Genomic DNA, 17,891 nt, shown 5'->3' on the forward strand with positions numbered 1-17,891 from the left:
AAAAAGAAGGACAGGAACGCCCATGACAAACATCAAGGCCTTCTCGGCCAGGCCTTTCACCCGCCGCGCGGCGCTGACGGCCACCGGCCTGGCACTCGGCACAGCCGCATTGCCTGGCAGCATCAAGCGCGCCCGTGCGGCGGATCGCACGCAGATCACCTTCGCGAGCGCCAATTTCTACGGCAAGGAAACGATCGGACAGATCGCCGATATCTACAACCAGTCTCAATCCAAGGTGCAGGTCACCTATGTGCAGTTGCCCCCACCGTCGTCATCGACCGAGGTGCATCAGGCGCTGGTGCAGCAATTGGCACGGCGAAACGGCACGCCGGACGTTTTCACGCAGGACGTGATCTGGATTGCGGAATTTGCCAGCGCTGGCTGGGCATTGCCCTTGGACAGCTATTTCGGGGCCAGCGTGCAGAAGGACTATTTTCCCGGTCTCATTCAAGCCTGCACGTTCCGCGGAAAATTGACGGCGCTACCGTGGCATGTCGATTCCGGCATGCTGTATTACCGCACGGATCTGTTGCAGAAGGCAGGCGCGCAGGTGCCGACGACCTGGCAGGAACTGACGGAGACCGCGCAGAAAATCCAGCAGGCTGGCGGTGCGAAGTTCGGCTATCTCTGGCAGGGCAAGCAGGCCGAAGTATTGGTCTGCGATCTGGTTGAAGTCGTGGGCTCGGCCGGTGGCGGCATTCTGGCACCGGACGGCAAGACTGTGCTCATCGCCGAAGCGCCGGCCGTGGAAGCCGTTCAGTTCATGCATGACACGATCGCCAAATCCAAGATCAGCCCGCAGGACGTCCTGAGCTGGGACGAGGAACCGTCACGCGGTCCCTTTACGGCAGGCGATAGCGTGTTTCTACGCAACTGGTCCTATGTCTATAAAATTGCCGAGGACCAGACGGCTTCCTCCATCGCCGGAAAGGTCGGCGTGGCACCCCTGCCGCATTTCCCCGGTAAACAAAGTGCGGCCTGCCTTGGCGGCTATCAATACGGCGTCAATGCCCATACGCAGAACCGCGAAGCCGCCATCGACTTCATCACCTGGATGTCCTCACCCGACACGCAATTGCGTATCGCCACGGGCCTTGGCCTCGCGCCGACAAGGCCGGCCGTCTTTGATCAGCCGGAACTGATTGCCAAACAGCCTTTCATGCATACGCTGAAAGATGTTTTTGTCGGCGCAACGCCCCGGCCGGTGACGCCGCTCTACCCGCAGGTGACATTGGCGCTGCAATCGGCGGTCTCCCGCGCGCTCGTCAATGGCAATGTCCAGGCGGAGCTCAACCGCGCGAAAGACAAGATTGCGGCGATTGTCGGCTAGGCGGCCGGGCCGCGTGACGCGAGCGGCAGGATCAGCCGCTCGCGATCACAAGCTCAGCGCCCGCCAGCGCAATCGCTTCGGCAATTTCGGCGGAGGGCTGCGCATCCGTGACGACATATTGAACGCGGGCAAAGTCTGCCACATGGGCGAAGGCGGGGACGTCGAATTTTGAGCTATCGACGATGACGATGGTCCGCCGTGCGGAATCCATCATCTCCAGCGTCACCTGCGCTTCCTCCAGCCGGCTGATGGATAGGCCCGAGGCGTCGATACCGGTGATGCCGATGACGGCCGTGTCGACGCTGATGCGCGCCGAACCCGCGATCTTGACCGCGCCGACGGTGATCTGCGCGCTATCCCAATAGGCACCACCAAGCACATAGACCTGCCTTACGGCGCTACGCGGCACGACTTGCGGCAGCATCAGGTTGTTGGTGACAATGGTCAGGTCGCGCAGCCGGCCGAGTTCGGCCGCGAAAGCGCAGGTGCTTGATCCGCCGTTCAGGATCAAAGTCTCCCCCTCGCGAATCAGCGCCGCCGCCGCGCGGCCGATCAGGCGCTTGGAACTGGTCTGCTCCGTCATGCGCGACTGGAAGCGGGTTTCCCGTGCCACCAGCCCGTCACCCGCCAATGCGCCGCCATGGGTGCGCGTCAGCACGCCCTGGCGTTCCAGCACCTGCAGATCGCGCCGGATGGTATCGCGCGAGACGCCAAACATCGTGGTCAGTTCAGCGACCGTGACGTGACCCTTGTGACGGATGAAGTCGACAAGGCTGCGTTGGCGCGAGCCGGGCAGCATGAAATCCTCAGTCGTGTCGCTCACAACGCGTCTTTCCTCCCGCGAAGCCGGGTTCAGTACGGCAGTTTCCTATCCGGACAAGGCCGGTTGTGCCAGGGCGGCACCAGTACAGCCCAGGTTATCGCATAAGTGCGCATATTTCCAATTGACCTTGCGTCATTTTGCGTCAAATGTTGCACACGAACGAGCGGGCCAATCAGAGGGCCGCCACAAGCCGCGAGACTCGCGGGGGGAAGAAAACGTGCAAAGCTTTTGGCACGAAGCCTATTCTGGACTTCAGCAACGGTTGAGCGTCTACGCACAGCAAGCAAGATGGACCCTATGCGGCCTGTCGCTCTGCGTCGATGCCTTCACGCGCCTCGACACCAATAGCTGCGCCAAGCTTGCCGCAGGGCCTGATAAGGCCCGCGCTTTGGGTGCCGAATTGCAGCGCCGGGCCGCAGCCGGCATCGGCGGCGAGGTGCGCTTCGATTGGCATGACGGTCCAGCCTGGCTGGATGCCCATCTGCCCATGCGGATTGCGCTCGGCGGCACGCCGGCGCACGCCGCGCGTTTGCTGACCCGCCTTGGTGCGCCTGCGCTGCTGGCTTTGGAGCATCGCACGCCGGAGCAGTTGGCGGTGCTGGACCCTGACATGCTGCTGGCGGCCGAAGCCCCCGTTCGTGCGGCAGAGGTCGCCGCGACCGGCCAGGATCGCTCGCGCGTTTATGTCTTTGAATATACGGCCCATGAGGAGATTGGTGGCATCGTTCCACCGCGCTCCTCGCGCATCATCGTCCGCTTTCATGATTTCGATCTGGAGCAGGACTCTGACTTCACGCGCCTGTCGCCGGAATTGCTGCGGGATTGTGTAGGGCAGGGAAGCGGCATCGTCTCAGGCTTCAGTTCACTCGGCGGCGGCCCACGGCTGGATGCGGGAATCACCTATGCCAGGGCGCTTGCCGCCAGCTGGCAGGCGGCCGGAATAGGGACCATCCATTTCGAAATGGCCGGGTACGAAAGGCCCGAATATCGCGACCACACCATGCAGAAAATGGCAGGCGCGATGACGTCCATCGGTATGAGCCTGTCTGAATTCCGCGCCATCGACGCCGAAACACGCGATCTTGGTGAAGGCATGCGGCGCCTGGGTGACCGGCTGGGCCTTTCCCGCGTCACCGTCCATGCCGACGACTGGGCTATCAGCGCGACGCGCGGCGACCCTGATCAGGAGCGGGAAGCGCTGATGATGGGCTGTCTTCTCGCCAGTGCGCGTGCGGCGGCCGGCGGCCTGTCCGTGCCCAATGCCTTGCCGGACGGCGCAGCCTTCTCTGCCCCGCCGCCCGAGGAGACCTATCAAGGCTGGCATATCGTTTCCTGCCCCAGCCCCCATCTGCATCAGCCGCGCACCACGCTTGGCCTGGGCGATACCTTTATGGCCGGCTGCCTGCTCGTGCTCGGCCAGCCGAAACTGCCTGACCTCGTGATGCCGACCGAAGCGCCGATGCACTTCGCGGCACCGCTCACCTGATCATTCGATTTAAACACCATATCTGGGAGATTCCCCATGGCGCGCCTTGACGACAAGCTGACCCGCATTCTGTCCGGTGACTATCGCAAAGGCGATTTCATTATCGCGGACGCCAAGGACGGCGATATGGGGTCCGGCATCACGACCGGCGGGCCGCTATACGATGCGCAGAATGAGCAGATCGGATGGAAGACGCGGCGCGACTATCTGGATCAGATCACCACGGTCGTGAAGCAGGATATCGTCGATATCATGCTGACCTCGGTATCGAATATGGAGCGTCTGCATCAGGAAGGTGTGTATAAGACCTCTGCCGTAAAGCCCGCCATCCGCGCCAATGACGCGACGGATTGCTGGGGCGGCGTGCGCGGATCAAGCTATGCGAAGGAAAAGTCCCGTCCCTATCGCACCGCCACCATCGCGCAGGTCATGTATGGCAAGCAGGACGGCAAGAAAGGCGACCCGATCACCGGTACCGATCTTGGTCTGTATTCCATCACCTTCAACAATGATCTTGATGCCGATATGCGGTCATTGGATGCTTTCGCGGCCTTCCGCGAGGAAGCCGTACGCCTGGGCTTCACCTATTTTCTGGAAGTCTTCAACCCGAATGCGCCTGTCGGGCTGACGCCGGAAACCTCACCCTCTTTTGTCAATGACTGCCTGCTGCGCTGCCTGTCGGGCCTGACGCAGGTGGAGCGGCCGCGCTTCCTCAAGATTCCGTTCAATGGCCATCGTGCTATTGCAGAATTGGCGAATTATGACCCCACAGTCGTCATCGGCGTGTTGGGCGGTGGTGCCGGCACGACGCGCGACACGTTTGAGCTGCTGCGCCAATCGGAACAGGCCGGCGCGCGTCTTGCGTTGTTTGGTCGTAAGATCAACCTCGCTGAATCGCCTCTGACTCTCCTGCGCTTCATGCGGGGCGTGGCTGACGGCGACGTGTCACCGTCTGACGCCGTCCGCGCCTACCACGACGCGCTGGCCAAGGAAGGTTTGCGCCCGCGCCGCAAGCTGGAAGCGGATCAGGAAATCACCGAAGCCGTTTTGCGGGGCTGATCGAAACCGGCGAGGCTGGATCGGAATTCAACCGATCCGGCGTCGTCTTTTTCAGCAGGCCGTAAAGCCGCCGTCGATCGGCAAGGATACGCCGGTAATCATCGCAGCACCGTCGCCGAGCAGGAAAACGATAGGCGAGGCGATCTGATCTTCCGTGGCCCACCGGTGCAGCGGCATCTGGTTGAGGAACGGATCGCCGATATCCGGCCGGCCCCAATAGAAGGCCGACATCTCGGTCATGACGACGGTTGGATTGACGCTATTGACGCGAATATTGTAGCGGCCCAGTTCAAGGGCGGACACGCGCGTAATATTGTCGAGCGCCGCTTTCGATGAGCCGTAGGAGATATGTCCCTTCAGCGCGACCAGAGACGCCTGGCTGGAGACATTGACGATCGAGCCTCCTTGTCCAAGGCGGATCATCGACTGCGAGGCATATTTCGTCACCAACAGCGCCCCGCGCGCGTTAATGCTCATCACCCGATCAAAAACGGAAATGTCCGTTTCCATGGGTGTTGCTATTTCACCGCCAAAGCCGCCGCAGTTGACGACACCCCAGAGATCCAGACCCTGCAAGGCCGTTTTGATACTCTCCTCCGAATCAAGATCGAAGGCGAGGGTGCGGCAGCCTGTTTCGGCCGCCAGTTTGTTCAAAGCCTCCGTCGACCGGCCGCTCGCGATGACGTCAGCGCCGGCTGCGACTAGCTGGCGCACGGTGGCACCGCCGATCCCCCCCGAAGCACCCGTCACCAAAATTATTCGTCCGTCCAAACCCCACATCGGTATTTCCCTTTTTATTAGCTTTTCTTCGGGTTGTACCGCCAACCGGCGTTGCAGCTGGCATGCCCAGCGATGCTAAGCCAATACGCTTATTCTGTCAGGCCGAATCTTTCGCGTTGGGCCGCAGATGCGACCCAACGCGAACCCGTTTAAACCGTCAGTGTTGCGTCCACCCAACGTAGCTGTCCACGTTCTCCCGTGTGATCAGCTTGGGCGCCATAAGCGTGGTCCGCTCGGCAGGCTTCTGACCGTTCATGATGCCATAGCCCGTCTTCACACCGATCTCACCCATCGAATAAGGATCCTGCGAGGCGGAGGCCTGAATGGCAGAGTTGGTTTTAAGTTCGTTCACGATATCCGGCGCGCCATCGACCGAGGTGATGACAAGCCCCTGGTCCCGATGCGCCTGCTTGGCGGCTAGTTCGGTGCCGATTGCCTGCGGATCATTGACTGCGAAAATCCCGGCAATGTCGGAGAAGCGGACGAAATAGCCCTGGCCGACGACAAAGGCTCCGTCACGCGAGCCATGCCCGTTCTCATTGTCGCTTATAATCTTGATGTCGGGATATTGGCCGAGCGTCGCCTTGCAGCCGGTCACGCGGTCGATCACGGCCGACACCTGCTCGCCATTCTCGATAATGACATTGCCTTTATGATTGATCTTGTCTGCCAGGAAAGCGCACGAAATCTTGCCGGCTTCCACATTGTTGGTCTGTACCACGGCATCCGCGCCCTCGGCATTGACGTCGACACCGATGACGGTGATTCCCGCCGCCTGGGCACGCTTGATTGCCGGCAGGATCGCGTTCTGGTCAGCCGCCGTCACCAGGATCATCGACACGCCCTTGGCGATGAAATTGTCGATCTGGGTGAACTGCTTGTTGAGATCGTAATCGGCGGATACTGCGGTCACTTGCGCATTCGGGTTGATCTTCTTCGCTTCCGCCGTGGCACCCTTCACCAGCGCCACGTAATAGGGATTACCGAGCGACCCTACCGTGATGCCAAGAGTTTGCAGGTCTTTGGCGGAAGCGGCGCCGGTGAAAGCAACCAGGCTGAGAGAGGCTAAGGCTGCCGCAATAAGTGTTTTCTTCATCGCTCTGTTTCCTGAGCCCGTATTGATGTTCGCGGTGCCCGGCTCATCGGCAATCGCGGTTGTCTCGGCAAACCTGATGGTCAGACGAGTTTAAGACGCCGCTCCTTCAGCCCTGCCACCGAACGGCGGGCGGCTTTCGTGTGCGCGGCGATGGTCGTATCCACGTGCGCCGGGCTCAGCCTCGTCTCGATGACGAGCCGCGCCGCGCCAAGCAGGCCGGCATCCCGCCCGCCATGGGCGCGATGAATGCCGAGATGCCGGATGGCGAGCGGCAGGCTGCGCGCATGCAACTGCGTGCGGATACCTGAAAGCAGTGTCTCTCCCGCATCGGCCAGCGTGCCGCCGATAACGATGGTGCTCGGGTTGAACAGGCTGACGGCATGGGCGATGCCATCTCCGAGTGCGACGCCAGCCGCCTCCAGCCGCGCTGTCGTCTCCGCCTGACCCGCTTCGAATGATCCGATGACGTCGCGCGCGCTGTTCAGCGCGAGGCCGGTGCTGCGCAGGTCCCGTGCCACGGCCCAGCCCGCAGCATGGGCTTCCAGGCAGCCATGCTTGCCGCAGCGGCAGAGCGGACCGCCCCTTCGGTCGATCTGCATATGCCCAATGTCGCCCGCGGCTCCCTGGGCGCCACGATAGAGCCGGCCGTCGGTCATGAGGCCGCTGCCGATGCCGTTGCCGGCCTTCACGAACAGAAACTGACCCGCCTCGGGCCAGTAAGTGCGGAATTCCGCCAGCGTCATGAGGTTGACGTCGTTTTCGACCAGGACCGGAGCCGGGATGAACGTGCTGAGGCAGCCGCAGATGTCGAAATCGTCCCAGCCGGGCATGACGGACGGACCCACGACACGGCCACCCGCATGATCGACAGGGGCGGGAAGGCCGATGCCCATGCCCAGCACATCCGCGACGGCTCGTCTAGATTGATCGAGCAATGCAAGCCAGCAGCGGGCGAGCTGGGCCAAAACCGCACCCGGCCCGTCTGCCAGGGTGATCGGGATAACGCATTCGGCGAGAAGGGCAGGGCTGAGATCGACGATCGCCAATCGCGCATGCGTCTCGCCGATATCGGCGACCAGCACAGTGGCGGCATCCGGGGCCAGACGCAGCATGGCGGAGGGTCTGCCGCCGCCCTGCCGCTTGGGCTCGGGGGTTTCGTCCAGCAGGCCTGCGCCGAGCAACTGCGTCAGGTGCTGCACGACAGTCGTGCGGGAAAATCCGGTCGCCGTTACCAGGTCCGCGCGCGATCGCGCGATACCGCCCGCCACCAGGGAAAGAATAAGGCCTGCGCCGCTCGTGGGCGTTGCCAGATCACGCCATGTCACGGGCCGACCCCAGGAAAGCATTCTGCTGATGGTGGTTCAGGTCGTGCAACGTGTCCCGGACCGTCTTGTCCTCGGCGAGTTGCCGATAGCTGCGATAAATCCGCTGATAGGCCGAATGTTGTCGATCGTCGCAATGGTAGAGCGTTCCGGCACTGGCACCGAAGCGCATAGCGCCCTCGGTGAAATCGGCCACCACACCACCGGCCACGGCACCATGAATGGCGGCACCGACGGCTGTCGGGTTTTCCAGCGCTGGCACCGTTATGTCCTGTCCCAGGACATCCGCCATGATCTGAACGAGCAGCGGGTTGCGGTGCGCAAGTCCGCTGGTGAGAAGGATTTCTGACACCGCGAGCCCGCCCTGCGTCAGGCAGTCTTTCACGAAATGCGCGCCGTAGCAGAGACTTTCGAGAAGGGCGCGGTAGATGCCGGCCCCGGTCGTACCCATTGTGAAACCGGCCAGCAGACCGCTGAGATGGGAATCGGCGTAAGGCACACGATTGCCGCTCCACCAGTCAAGCGCGACGAGGTGATTTTCTCCCGGCGCCAGACCGGCCGCTTCGGCATTGTAGAGCGCGAAGTTGCGGGCAAGGTCGGCATCGCGCGGAAAGGTCTGGACAAACCATCCGAGCATATCGCCGAAACCGGCCTGGCCGGCTTCGTAACACCAGAGTTCGGGGAGAACGGCACCCTCGGCGCACGCTTCCAGGCCGGGTGGCAGGGGAAGGGGCTTGTCTTCGAGCAGCAGATAGGCGGCGGAGGTACCAAGCGCGCCGACCCAGGCCCCGGGGCGCACGGCACCCACGGCTGGCAGCACGGCATGGGAATCGATGACGGCGACAGCAACGATCGCGGCCCCCAATATGCCCGTGCGCCGGCGCCAGTCATCGTTCAACGGACCGACCGCAGTCCCGACGGTGGCGGGCATCCCCAGCCGGTCAGCCAGCCCTGGCACGACATCATCGGGATAGCTGATGCCGGGCCGATATTGCGCCTTATAGGCCGCGAAATCGAGGCTGCGACGCTCGATCCCGGTGAGTTGCCAGGTCATCCAGTCGCCACTTTCGATGAAGCGCGCGGCCTGATCCCAGATAGCAGGGGCCTCCTGCTGGATCTGAGCGGCTTTAGGCAGCATCCACTCACCCGAGAGGCGCCCGCCGCAGGATTCGAGGAAGTCGCCCCCTCGTGCATTGATGGCATCGGCCAGAGGTTGCGCCGCCGCATGCTTCCAGAGTTTGACATAGGCATGCGGCTCGTCCGGATGCAGGGCCGACAGGGGTGTTCCATCAGCGCGCGCCGGCAGAGGCGAACTCGCGGTGAAATCGAGGCCGATGCCAAGGATGTGCCGCCCCTGGCCCAGATGGCGCAGAACGCTTTCGGCTGCTTCGCTATAATCGGCCGCATCTTGAAGCGCATATTGCGGGGGTAGGCGACGTCCACTGGGTAGATGGCTTGTCATCACGCCATGCCGGTAGTCGGCGGCTTGGTTTGCTTCTGCCTTGCCCGTGGCCGCATTGATCAGCACGCCACGCAAAGACAGCGTGCCGAAGTCCAGACCGATGATGAAGCCGGTCACCGTGCGGCCTTCATAGGGCGTGACTGATCCATAAGCGGGCTGAGCCTTGTTCCGGGATCTTTTTGTGGATCCCCGTTTCCTCGTTTAGCCTAGATAAGGGGGCTCTGCTTCAGATGCAATATATTTTGACCAAATTTGGTCAAAATTGCCATTTGACGTGGATTGACCATCTCGGAGAGAGTTCCCTCAAACGGTCCGTTGAGGGACTCCGAGCCGGTCAGACTTATCGTGCGAAGCTGGACAGGAAGCGTTTCGTGCGATCGTGCTGCGGCTGGTACAGCAGGGCGGACGGTGGCGCTTCCTCCAAAATTCGACCCGCGTCCATGAACACGACCCTGTCGGCGACCTCGGCCGCGAATTTCAGCTCATGCGTGACGACGATCATCGTCATGCCTGAACGGGCAAGGTCGCGCATGACTTGCAGCACTTCGCCGACCAGTTCGGTATCGAGCGCGGAAGTTGGTTCATCAAACAGAATAAGCTTCGGCTGCATCGCCAGGGCGCGGGCGATGGCGACGCGCTGCTGTTGGCCGCCAGACAGCTGGGCAGGATAGGCATTGGCCTTGTCCGCAAGCCCAACGCGCTCCAGCAGCGCCATCCCTTCTTCGCGCACCTGGGCCATAGGCCGTTTCAGGATGCGCGCCGGTCCTTCAATGATATTGCCGAGTGCCGTCAGGTGCGGGAACAGATGAAAGCGCTGAAACACCATGCCCGTGGATCGCCGCTGCCGCAGGATCTCTCTTTCCGACAGCGGATGAAGCGCATCACCGACCCGCCGATAGCCGGTGAGTTCTCCGTCCACCCACAGCGCCCCGGCGCTGATGGATTCAAGCTGGTTGATACAGCGCAGAAAGGTGGTCTTGCCGGAGCCTGACGGCCCGATGATGCAGACGACCTCGCCCAGATGCACATCCAGAGACACTTCGGTCAGCACTTGCAATGGGCCGAAGCTTTTACCGACCTTGACGGCGGAGACGACACGCCGGGTCATCGTGCTGCTCTTGCAAAACCACGGCTGGCCCGCTGCTCCAGGCTGCGCTGGAAGACCGACAAAACCGTCACCACGACGAGGTACCATAGACCGGCCACAAGCAGAAGCTCCATCACCGCCGTGTTGACGTAATAGACATTCTCGGATGCTTTCAGAAGATCGGTGAATCCCACGATACTGGCGAGGGACGATGTCTTCACGAGACCGATGAATTCGTTGCCGAGCGGCGGAATGGCCACGCGCAATGCCTGCGGCATGATGATACGCCTCAGCATCATCAGCCTGGGCATGCCGATCGCCTTGCAGGCCTCATATTGTCCGACATCGACGGCCAGAAGCCCCGCGCGCATGATTTCTGAAATATAGGCGCCCTCGTTGAGACCGAGACCGAGAAGGGCTGCGGCGGCGGGCGTCATGACATGCACGGTCTTGGCGTACCAGATGCCCTTGATGCCGATATGCGGAAAGACCAGAGCCAAATTATACCAGACCAGAAGCTGCAATATGATTGGCGTTCCGCGGAAGAACCATGTGTAGAACAGTGCCACGGTCCGCAGCACGGCATTCGGCGAACTGCGTGCCACGGCACATAGCCCGCCGAGAATAACGCCGATTGCCATGCTGGCGACTGAAAGCCAAACGGTGTTGACGACACCCATCATAATGGTCGGCCAGAAGATGTATTGGCCGACCACGGCCCAGCCGATCTGGCCCTCTGCGAAGGCGCGGACAAGGAGCGCCGCCAATAGAAGGATGATAGCGGCTGCGATCATCCTTCCATAGTGCCTCGGCTTGATATGCCGCAGATTGGCGATATCAAGCTCCTGCTGATGGGCCGCGTCTTCCGCGATCGTCTTCAACCGAGCGGCATCGCTCATCAGGGCGTGGGGCCCTGGTTCAGCGTCATGCTGGGATAGGCGCTATAATCCAGCTTCCATTTCTTAATCAGAGTCTCATACGTTCCGTCAGACACGGTTTTCAGCAAGGCGGCCTGCCAGGCATTCCGCAATTGCGTGTCGGATTTCGGGAAGGCGGCGCCCATGAGAGCGGAGGAGATCGGCTCCCCGAGCGGGCGGTATTTGCTGCTCCCCTGCATCTGCACAACGGTCGGGATGGTTTCAAGCCCCTGCATCGCCGCGTCGGCCCGGCCAGTGCGGAGATTGGTCAATTCCTGGGCCAGGCTCGCATCCGTAATGACGACAACCGCAGGCTTGCCGGCGGCGACGCAGGTTTTGTCGCTCCAGGCTTTTATCGTCGTCGGGAAATTGGTGCCCTCGCTTGTGGACACGGTCTTGCCGCAGAGATCGGTCAGCGTCTTGAGATCGGTATTGTCGGTGGTGGTATAAAAGGCACCGCCGGCCTTCAGATAATCGACGAAGTCGAACAAAGCGCGGCGCTTGGGGATATCATAGATGCCGCTCATGATCATGTCCGACCGGCCGGATTGCAGCGACGGAATCATCTGTTCAAAGGGGCCATCCTGCCAGTTGAGCTTGACATTGAGAATCTTGGCAGCGGCGCCCGCGAGATCGATATCGAAACCCTCGATCGCATTGGTTTTCGGATCATGCAGCTCCAGCGGCGGGTAATCCGCGTTGAGCGCGACATTGATGACGCCCTTTTGGGCGATATCGGGCGGCAGGCTTTGTGCGTGAGCCGCAAACGGGAGCAGCGCAGCAGCAGCGAGCGTGAAAAGTCGGAGCCTGAACATGAAGTCTCCTGAGAACCGATGAAAATCAAACAGGGTTGAAAATGATGGCAGGTAGGCGAAATCAACGGGAAGGAAAAACGATCTGCGGCACGGGTTCGGGCCAGAAGGGCAGTTGTTCGGCGCGCGGCTGCCACTGACCGGAGGTGATGAGGCCGTCGATATGGTTTGCGATGTCTTCCATGGTCGCGAACCAGACGCCGCCTTTGTCTTTCATATAGGTGATGAGTTCGACCATCGCCTCCGCCCGCGCCAGCCGGCCGGAGACGAAAGGATGCCAGATGGAAGACCAGAGGCCGCCATGCGCCCAGGCAGCGTCGAATTCGGCGCGGAACACGTCCATGGCCTGGGCCGGCGAGCGCGTCGTTTGCCCCATATTGAACTCTTTCATGTTCACATATTGGGGCCAGTCATCCAGAGCATGGTCGGATGGCAATTCGATCAGACTGCCGCTGTCGCTTTGCAGAAGATAGGGAATATCGTCACCGCCGAGTGACGCGTCATAGCGGAAGCCGTGCTTGATCAGGAGATCGAGCGTATGTTCCGAAAACGCGCCGGAAGGGCAGCGATACCCGGCCGGCGGCCGGCCGGTGGCTTTGTTGATAGCCTCCATGCCACGGACGAGGACCGCTTCCTCGTCTTCCGGGGATAATTGATTGACGCGTTCGTGCAGCCATCCGTGATGGCCAATCTCATGCCCGTCATCGACAAGTGCCTTGATGGCATCGGGATAGGCTTCCACGCACCAGCCCGGCACATACATCGTCTGCCGCATCTCAAAATGGCGCCAGATGTCCACGATGCGTGGCACGGCAACCCGCGCGCCGTAGCGCAGGCTGGATGACAGGTTGATGCGGCGGCGTGAATCATTGGGGTAATAAAGATGCAGCAGGCTTTCGGCGTCGAAATCAAAGGCGAAGCAAACCGCGCAACGCGCGCCATCTGGCCAGGGAGGTGGGTTGGCAATCAGTTTCAAGGCCATGCGGTGTCTCTATCCTCGTCTTGAGCTGGACCTTGCGGAATACGGCGGATCTGACCTCGCGGCTGCCTGTGTCCATGCAAGATTTGGTCCAGGCATGTTCAACGGCGCAGATCTTAGCGTCAACTCCAAATTCGCCGCCTGGCAGACAAAATGACGATGTTCCCTGATTGACTTGGCCGGACGCAATTCTACCGTGGTGATGGTACGTCGTATGATCATCAGTCAGATACAGGATAGCATCTTGGCAAAGACCAGTACTGGCCCGGAAACAGATTCACCCAAGCGCAGTGTTTCCGAGATTGTCGACGCCCGCCTGTCTGTGCGCGCCTTCCTTGCCGATCCGGTTGATGCCGATATCGTCTCAGATATCCTCATCCGCGCCGCGCGTGCTCCTTCTGGCGGCAATCTTCAGCCCTGGACTGTGCATATTGTGCAGGGTCAAACCCTCACGGCTCTAAAAACCGCCATGGCCAAGCTTTGCTTTGACAGGCCGGATGGCGATCCTATGCCGACGCCTTTCTATCCTGCGACCTTGTCGCCGGCCCATATGGCGCGCCGTATCGAGAATGGCGCGCGTCTTTATGCGGCTCTCGGCATCGACCGGGATGACAAGGCAGCGCGCAAGGCCTGGATCGACGAGAATGTCCAGTTCTTCGGGGCGCCGCTGGGTCTGTTCTTTCTCATGCATCGTGACTTCGGGCCTTATCAGTGGTTGGACCTCGGCATCTATATGCAAACCGTGATGCTGCTGCTCGGCGAAGCGGGCCTGGATACCTGCCCTCAGGCGGACTGGGCCATGTATGCGCCGACCATTGAGGCGATGCTGGGTCTGCCGTCCAGCCTGACGCTGATTTGCGGCATGGCCGTCGGCTATCGGGACGAGAGCGCGCCGATCAATCAGGTGCGCACGATGCGGGCGTCGCCATTTTTTCCAAACGGGGAGGCTTAACGCCTATTGGTGATCGTAGCTGTCACCATGCGTGACGTGAGGCGTAATGCTGATAGCGCCTGTATCATCAATGTGGAAGCTTCTGACGCCGGCGTAGGAAATGCCGGCCTGGTCCAGAAGTGCGGTCGCCGCGGATTCCAGGCCCAGCGGCACATAGAGAAAGAAATGCCGCACTTTGGTCGGCGTCAGATCATCGGCGGCGTCCGAGCAGGCGCGAAGATGCGGCAGGAGGTCCGGCCCGACCGCGTATTCCACCTCACCGATCTCGCATGCTTGGCCAGTTGCATCGACGACCAGAATATCCGGGTAATGGATGCTGCCTTCGCAGGGAATGCCCTGTCTGCGGACCGGCACATTGGTCAGGGTCACATAATCGGCCGGCCAGGTGGTCTGTCCCGGAAACGGAAAGCGGTTATCCGCGATATAGCGGACAACACGATCATGCGACCCTTGGTCCATTGGACGGTCCTTGATGTTTCAGGCTTGCAGAAAACGCTCTGCCGCGTCGCCCAGAATGTCGCAGCACAAAGCAAGATCCTCTTCCCGCGTATCTTCGGACCAGTGATGACTGACACCGCCAATGCTGGGCGTGAAGAGCATGGCGACCGGCATGAGGCGGCCGAGATATTGCGAATCATGGCCGGCGCCACTGGGCATTCGTTGCCATAGGCTGGGGGCGCATGCCTCGGCGGCGGCGTCCAGTGCTGCGAGCATGGTCGGGTCGCAGGCAATGGGCGTCGACCGGCTCACGGTCTCCACGCGCGCCTTGCACCGCTCGTTGCGATTGCTCTCCTGCACCAGAGCGCGAAGTGTCGTTTCCATGCGTTCCAGAACCGTCATGTCGATGTCGCGGAACTGGAAGAGAATCATGGCCTGCCCCGGAATGATGGAGGGCGCACCGGGGTCGAGCGTAATGCGGCCCGTCGTCCAGGTTGACCGCGGCCCACAGACGCGCGGAAATTCACGGTCGACCGCTGACAGCAGGCGGATCGCGGTCAGGCCTGCGTCACGGCGCTCATCCATGGTGGTGCCGCCGGCGTGATCCTGCTGGCCGTCGATCCAGATCCGATATTGCCAGATCGCGACGATGCCGGTGACAACGCCGGCGCGCAAATTGGCCTTTTCAAGTTGCGTTCCCTGCTCTATATGCATTTCGAACGCGCCCTTGTGCCGCCCCGGCTCCAGCGTCATGCGGGGTTTGCCGGCAAGTCCCGCATCCGCCAGCGCCTGCCGCAGCGGCGTGCCATCCGTCCGATTGTGCGACCGGTCGATTTCTTCCTCGCTCAAATCGCCGATGATCGAACGACTGCCGAGAAAGCCGCCTTCGAAATGGCCCTCTTCATCGGCATAGGCGCAGACATCGACGGGAAGCCCCGCGCGGGCCAGCGCCAGCGCGGAGACGACGCCAAGTGCGCCGTCCAGCCAGCCGGCATAGTTCTGGCTTTCGATATGGCTACCGGCCAAAAGATGCGGGCCGGGGCCTTGATGCCGGCCGTAGACATTGCCGATACCGTCTATGCTCGGGTTCAGCCCGATCTCTGCCATCCTGTCCATTAGCCAGCGGCGGGATTCCATATCCTGCGGCGAATAGGTTGGGCGATGCACGCCCGTCTTATAGGCGCCGATCTGCCGCAACTCATGCAGATCGGCCAGAAAGCGCCCCGTATCGATGCTGACCATGATCCGCGCTCAGAATTCCAGAAGATTGTCGCGGAATTGGGTATGGCCGTACGCGCGGCGGGCGAGGCCGCGCTTTTGCAGGGCGGGCACAAGCCCATCCTCGATTTCGGCCAATGTCCGGCGCGTCAGATTGGGAAGCGAGAGCAGGAAGCCGTCGCCGCCGGCATGCTGCATGGCTTCCGCCATTTGGCTCGCGATATCGTCCGGAGAACCGATCAGAGGGACAGAGCCACCGTCGCCGCTATGTTCCGTAATCGCCTGGCGCAGCGTCTTGCTGCCGGCTTTGCGCTTGAATTCGTCCAGTGTCTGCTGATGGCCGTTTGTCTTGAGTTCGCCGACAGGGGCATCGAGATCGAACTGCTTGAAGTCGATATTGGTGATCTTGCCGAGAAAAGCCAGTTTGCGGTCAACCTGAGCCGCATTCAGCGCCGCACGGCGCTCCTTCACGCGCTGCGCGTCTTCCTTGGTTTCGGCGATGATGGGCGAGACCAGGAAGAGCACCTTGCAATTGTCCGGGTTGCGGCCGCTTGCGGCCATGCGGGCGCGCACATCGTCACGATAGGCCTTCATGCCCTCAGGCCCGTTTGTCGAGGCAACGATCGTATCCGCGTTCGACGCCGCAAAAGCGCGGCCACGCGCCGACCCGCCGGCCTGGGCGATCACCGGCCGGCCTTGCGGGCAGGGGCCGGAATTCAGAGGCCCACGGGATTTGTAGAAACGGCCGTCGAAATCGATCTGGTGAACCTTGGTATGGTCGATCAGCATGCCGCTTTCGCTGTCGGCGACAAGCGCACCCGGCTCCCAGGAATCCCAAAGCTTTGAAACCAGATCGATATATTCCTCGGCCATCTCATAGCGCATGTCATGCTCGGGCAGGCCGTCGAGACCGAAATTGCGTGCCGCGAAGTCGGAACTTCCCGTCACCATATTCCAGCCGGCGCGGCCGGAGGAGACCTGATCGAGCGTCGACATGAGGCGAGCGAGCAGATAGGGCGGATAGGCGAAGGTGGCGAAGGTCGGCACAATCCCAATCCGCGACGTCGCCGCGATCATCATGGTGGCGACGACGGAAGGGTCTTGCCTTGGCACGGCCAGACCGTTGTGAAGATAGACTTCGCGGGAATTGCCGTAGCTTTCACCGACATAGGAGGAATCTTCGAGCAGAATATAGTCGAAGCAGGCGCGTTCCAGGGACCGCGCAACATCAAGGAAAAGATCGGGGACCATCCAGCTGGTGCCGATATGGCCGGTCCAGGCTTCACCCCAGGCCTGCACGCTCGATCCTTGAAGAAACAATCCCAGATGGAATGGATTACCGCTCATGCTTTTCACCCGCTCAGGCCAATTACTTTGGAGATCACGTCCCACACGGCAGGCAGGCTAAAGCGGGTTATAGTGGAGGCACAACCAGAAAAATGAAGTTAACTGCAAATTTGTTTAGGCGCTGTCTTCATGGGGCGTCAGCAGCCCTTCCATGATGAGGCGCAGTTGCGGTCCGCCGATCCTGAGAACATCCGCCTGACTCATCGTGGAAGACGCAATGCGGCGCGAGAAGTTCCAGGTCGTGATGCCCACGATCAGATCCGCCAATTCCGCCACGTGCACCCAGGCCTGGATGCGGCCGCGTTGCTGGTAGGTCGCGAGGATGGTGACATATTGCCGCTTGATCAGAAGGTTAAGACGCAGGCCGGTGCGGTGCACGGGGCCTTCCGGCTCCAGATATTGAGCAGCCATCAGCGCGCGCCAGGATTCGCGAGACAGATGCCGCAGCGCCTGCTCGGCGAGCAGGCATTCAAAGGCGAAGATGCCGTCAATCGGGGCTGACGGCAGACGCGCCATGAAGCGCCGCCGCTCGGGCAGTGCCGCTTCGACATGGCGCAAGGCGAGCTGCATCAGGATATTCGGCTTGGTCGAGAAATAATTGTAGACGGTACCGGGAACGACCGAAGCGCGCTTGGCAATGTCTTCGATCTTCGTCGCATTATAGCCCTGCTCATGAAAAAGCGCCTGTGCCGCATCAAGAACCTGTTCGATGCGACGCTGCTTGCCTTTTTTGCGCAGTGTCAGTTCAGCCATCGCGCCACGCGCTCCGTTTTTTATCCGCCG

General features: G+C 61.2%; 17 protein-coding genes. 4 read left to right on the forward strand and 13 right to left on the reverse strand.

From position 1 onward, the window contains the following. The first annotated feature begins 22 nt into the window (after positions 1-22). On the forward strand, positions 23-1,330 hold the full coding sequence (locus tag ASILVAE211_RS20255; protein WP_227323180.1) for an ABC transporter substrate-binding protein: 1,308 nt from the start codon (positions 23-25) through the stop codon (positions 1,328-1,330). 31 nt (positions 1,331-1,361) lie between these two features. Here ASILVAE211_RS20255 and ASILVAE211_RS20260 read toward each other — a convergent pair whose 3' ends face one another. Beyond that, positions 1,362-2,153, reverse strand: a complete 792-nt coding sequence (locus ASILVAE211_RS20260) for a DeoR/GlpR family DNA-binding transcription regulator (protein WP_227323181.1) — start codon at positions 2,151-2,153, stop codon at positions 1,362-1,364. Between the two features lie 262 nt (positions 2,154-2,415). Between ASILVAE211_RS20260 and ASILVAE211_RS20265 the strand changes: the two genes are divergently transcribed. Beyond that, positions 2,416-3,639: an ADP-dependent glucokinase/phosphofructokinase gene (locus tag ASILVAE211_RS20265; protein WP_227323182.1), complete on the forward strand. Its 1,224-nt coding sequence runs from the start codon at positions 2,416-2,418 to the stop codon at positions 3,637-3,639. A 36-nt stretch (positions 3,640-3,675) separates the two neighbouring features. Beyond that, positions 3,676-4,698: a hypothetical protein gene (locus ASILVAE211_RS20270; protein WP_227323183.1), complete on the forward strand. Its 1,023-nt coding sequence runs from the start codon at positions 3,676-3,678 to the stop codon at positions 4,696-4,698. 51 nt (positions 4,699-4,749) lie between these two features. Here ASILVAE211_RS20270 and ASILVAE211_RS20275 read toward each other — a convergent pair whose 3' ends face one another. From ASILVAE211_RS20275 to ASILVAE211_RS20310, 8 genes are all read right to left on the reverse strand, one after another. Beyond that, a complete protein-coding gene (locus tag ASILVAE211_RS20275; protein ID WP_319799604.1) occupies positions 4,750-5,448 on the reverse strand; it encodes an SDR family oxidoreductase in 699 nt (232 codons plus the stop codon). A gap of 187 nt (positions 5,449-5,635) precedes the next feature. Beyond that, positions 5,636-6,574 (reverse strand): ABC transporter substrate-binding protein, encoded by a 939-nt coding sequence (locus ASILVAE211_RS20280; RefSeq protein WP_227323185.1) that lies wholly within the window; start codon positions 6,572-6,574, stop codon positions 5,636-5,638. 80 nt (positions 6,575-6,654) lie between these two features. After that, the gene (locus ASILVAE211_RS20285) at positions 6,655-7,899 is read right to left on the reverse strand and encodes an ROK family transcriptional regulator (protein ID WP_227323186.1); all 1,245 of its coding nucleotides are present in this window, start codon (positions 7,897-7,899) and stop codon (positions 6,655-6,657) included. Continuing rightward, positions 7,886-9,475: an FGGY-family carbohydrate kinase gene (locus ASILVAE211_RS26385; RefSeq protein ID WP_227323187.1), complete on the reverse strand. Its 1,590-nt coding sequence runs from the start codon at positions 9,473-9,475 to the stop codon at positions 7,886-7,888. Before ASILVAE211_RS26385 ends, ASILVAE211_RS20285 begins: the two co-directional genes overlap by 14 nt. 223 nt (positions 9,476-9,698) lie before the next feature. Further along, a complete protein-coding gene (locus ASILVAE211_RS20295; RefSeq protein WP_227323188.1) occupies positions 9,699-10,466 on the reverse strand; it encodes an amino acid ABC transporter ATP-binding protein in 768 nt (255 codons plus the stop codon). Then, positions 10,463-11,344, reverse strand: a complete 882-nt coding sequence (locus ASILVAE211_RS20300; RefSeq protein WP_227323189.1) for an amino acid ABC transporter permease — start codon at positions 11,342-11,344, stop codon at positions 10,463-10,465. The genes ASILVAE211_RS20295 and ASILVAE211_RS20300 overlap by 4 nt, the downstream gene beginning before the upstream one ends. After that, complete coding sequence (locus tag ASILVAE211_RS20305) at positions 11,344-12,177, reverse strand: ABC transporter substrate-binding protein (RefSeq protein WP_227323190.1); 834 nt, start codon at positions 12,175-12,177, stop codon at positions 11,344-11,346. The genes ASILVAE211_RS20300 and ASILVAE211_RS20305 overlap by 1 nt, the downstream gene beginning before the upstream one ends. A 61-nt stretch (positions 12,178-12,238) precedes the next feature. Continuing rightward, on the reverse strand, positions 12,239-13,156 hold the full coding sequence (locus ASILVAE211_RS20310; RefSeq protein ID WP_227323191.1) for a polysaccharide deacetylase family protein: 918 nt from the start codon (positions 13,154-13,156) through the stop codon (positions 12,239-12,241). Positions 13,157-13,397: 241 nt separating this feature from the next. Between ASILVAE211_RS20310 and ASILVAE211_RS20315 the strand changes: the two genes are divergently transcribed. Next, positions 13,398-14,105, forward strand: a complete 708-nt coding sequence (locus ASILVAE211_RS20315; protein ID WP_227323192.1) for a nitroreductase — start codon at positions 13,398-13,400, stop codon at positions 14,103-14,105. Positions 14,106-14,108: 3 nt separating this feature from the next. Here ASILVAE211_RS20315 and ASILVAE211_RS20320 read toward each other — a convergent pair whose 3' ends face one another. The 4 genes from ASILVAE211_RS20320 to ASILVAE211_RS20335 form a co-directional block, all read right to left on the reverse strand. Next, positions 14,109-14,564, reverse strand: coding sequence for a hypothetical protein (locus ASILVAE211_RS20320; RefSeq protein WP_227323193.1), 456 nt, complete (start codon positions 14,562-14,564; stop codon positions 14,109-14,111). Positions 14,565-14,582: 18 nt separating this feature from the next. After that, positions 14,583-15,785 carry a Zn-dependent hydrolase gene (locus ASILVAE211_RS20325; RefSeq protein ID WP_227323194.1) on the reverse strand — a complete coding sequence of 401 codons (1,203 nt, stop codon included), beginning with the start codon at positions 15,783-15,785 and terminating at the stop codon, positions 14,583-14,585. 9 nt (positions 15,786-15,794) lie between these two features. Further along, entirely contained in the window at positions 15,795-17,108 is a 1,314-nt protein-coding gene (locus tag ASILVAE211_RS20330; protein ID WP_227323195.1) for an NtaA/DmoA family FMN-dependent monooxygenase, read from the reverse strand. Between the two features lie 114 nt (positions 17,109-17,222). Further along, the gene (locus ASILVAE211_RS20335; protein WP_227323196.1) at positions 17,223-17,861 is read right to left on the reverse strand and encodes a TetR/AcrR family transcriptional regulator; all 639 of its coding nucleotides are present in this window, start codon (positions 17,859-17,861) and stop codon (positions 17,223-17,225) included. Positions 17,862-17,891: the final 30 nt, after the last annotated feature.

The organism is Acidisoma silvae (assembly GCF_020618775.1).
GTDB classification, from domain to species: Bacteria; Pseudomonadota; Alphaproteobacteria; order Acetobacterales; family Acetobacteraceae; genus Acidisoma; species Acidisoma silvae.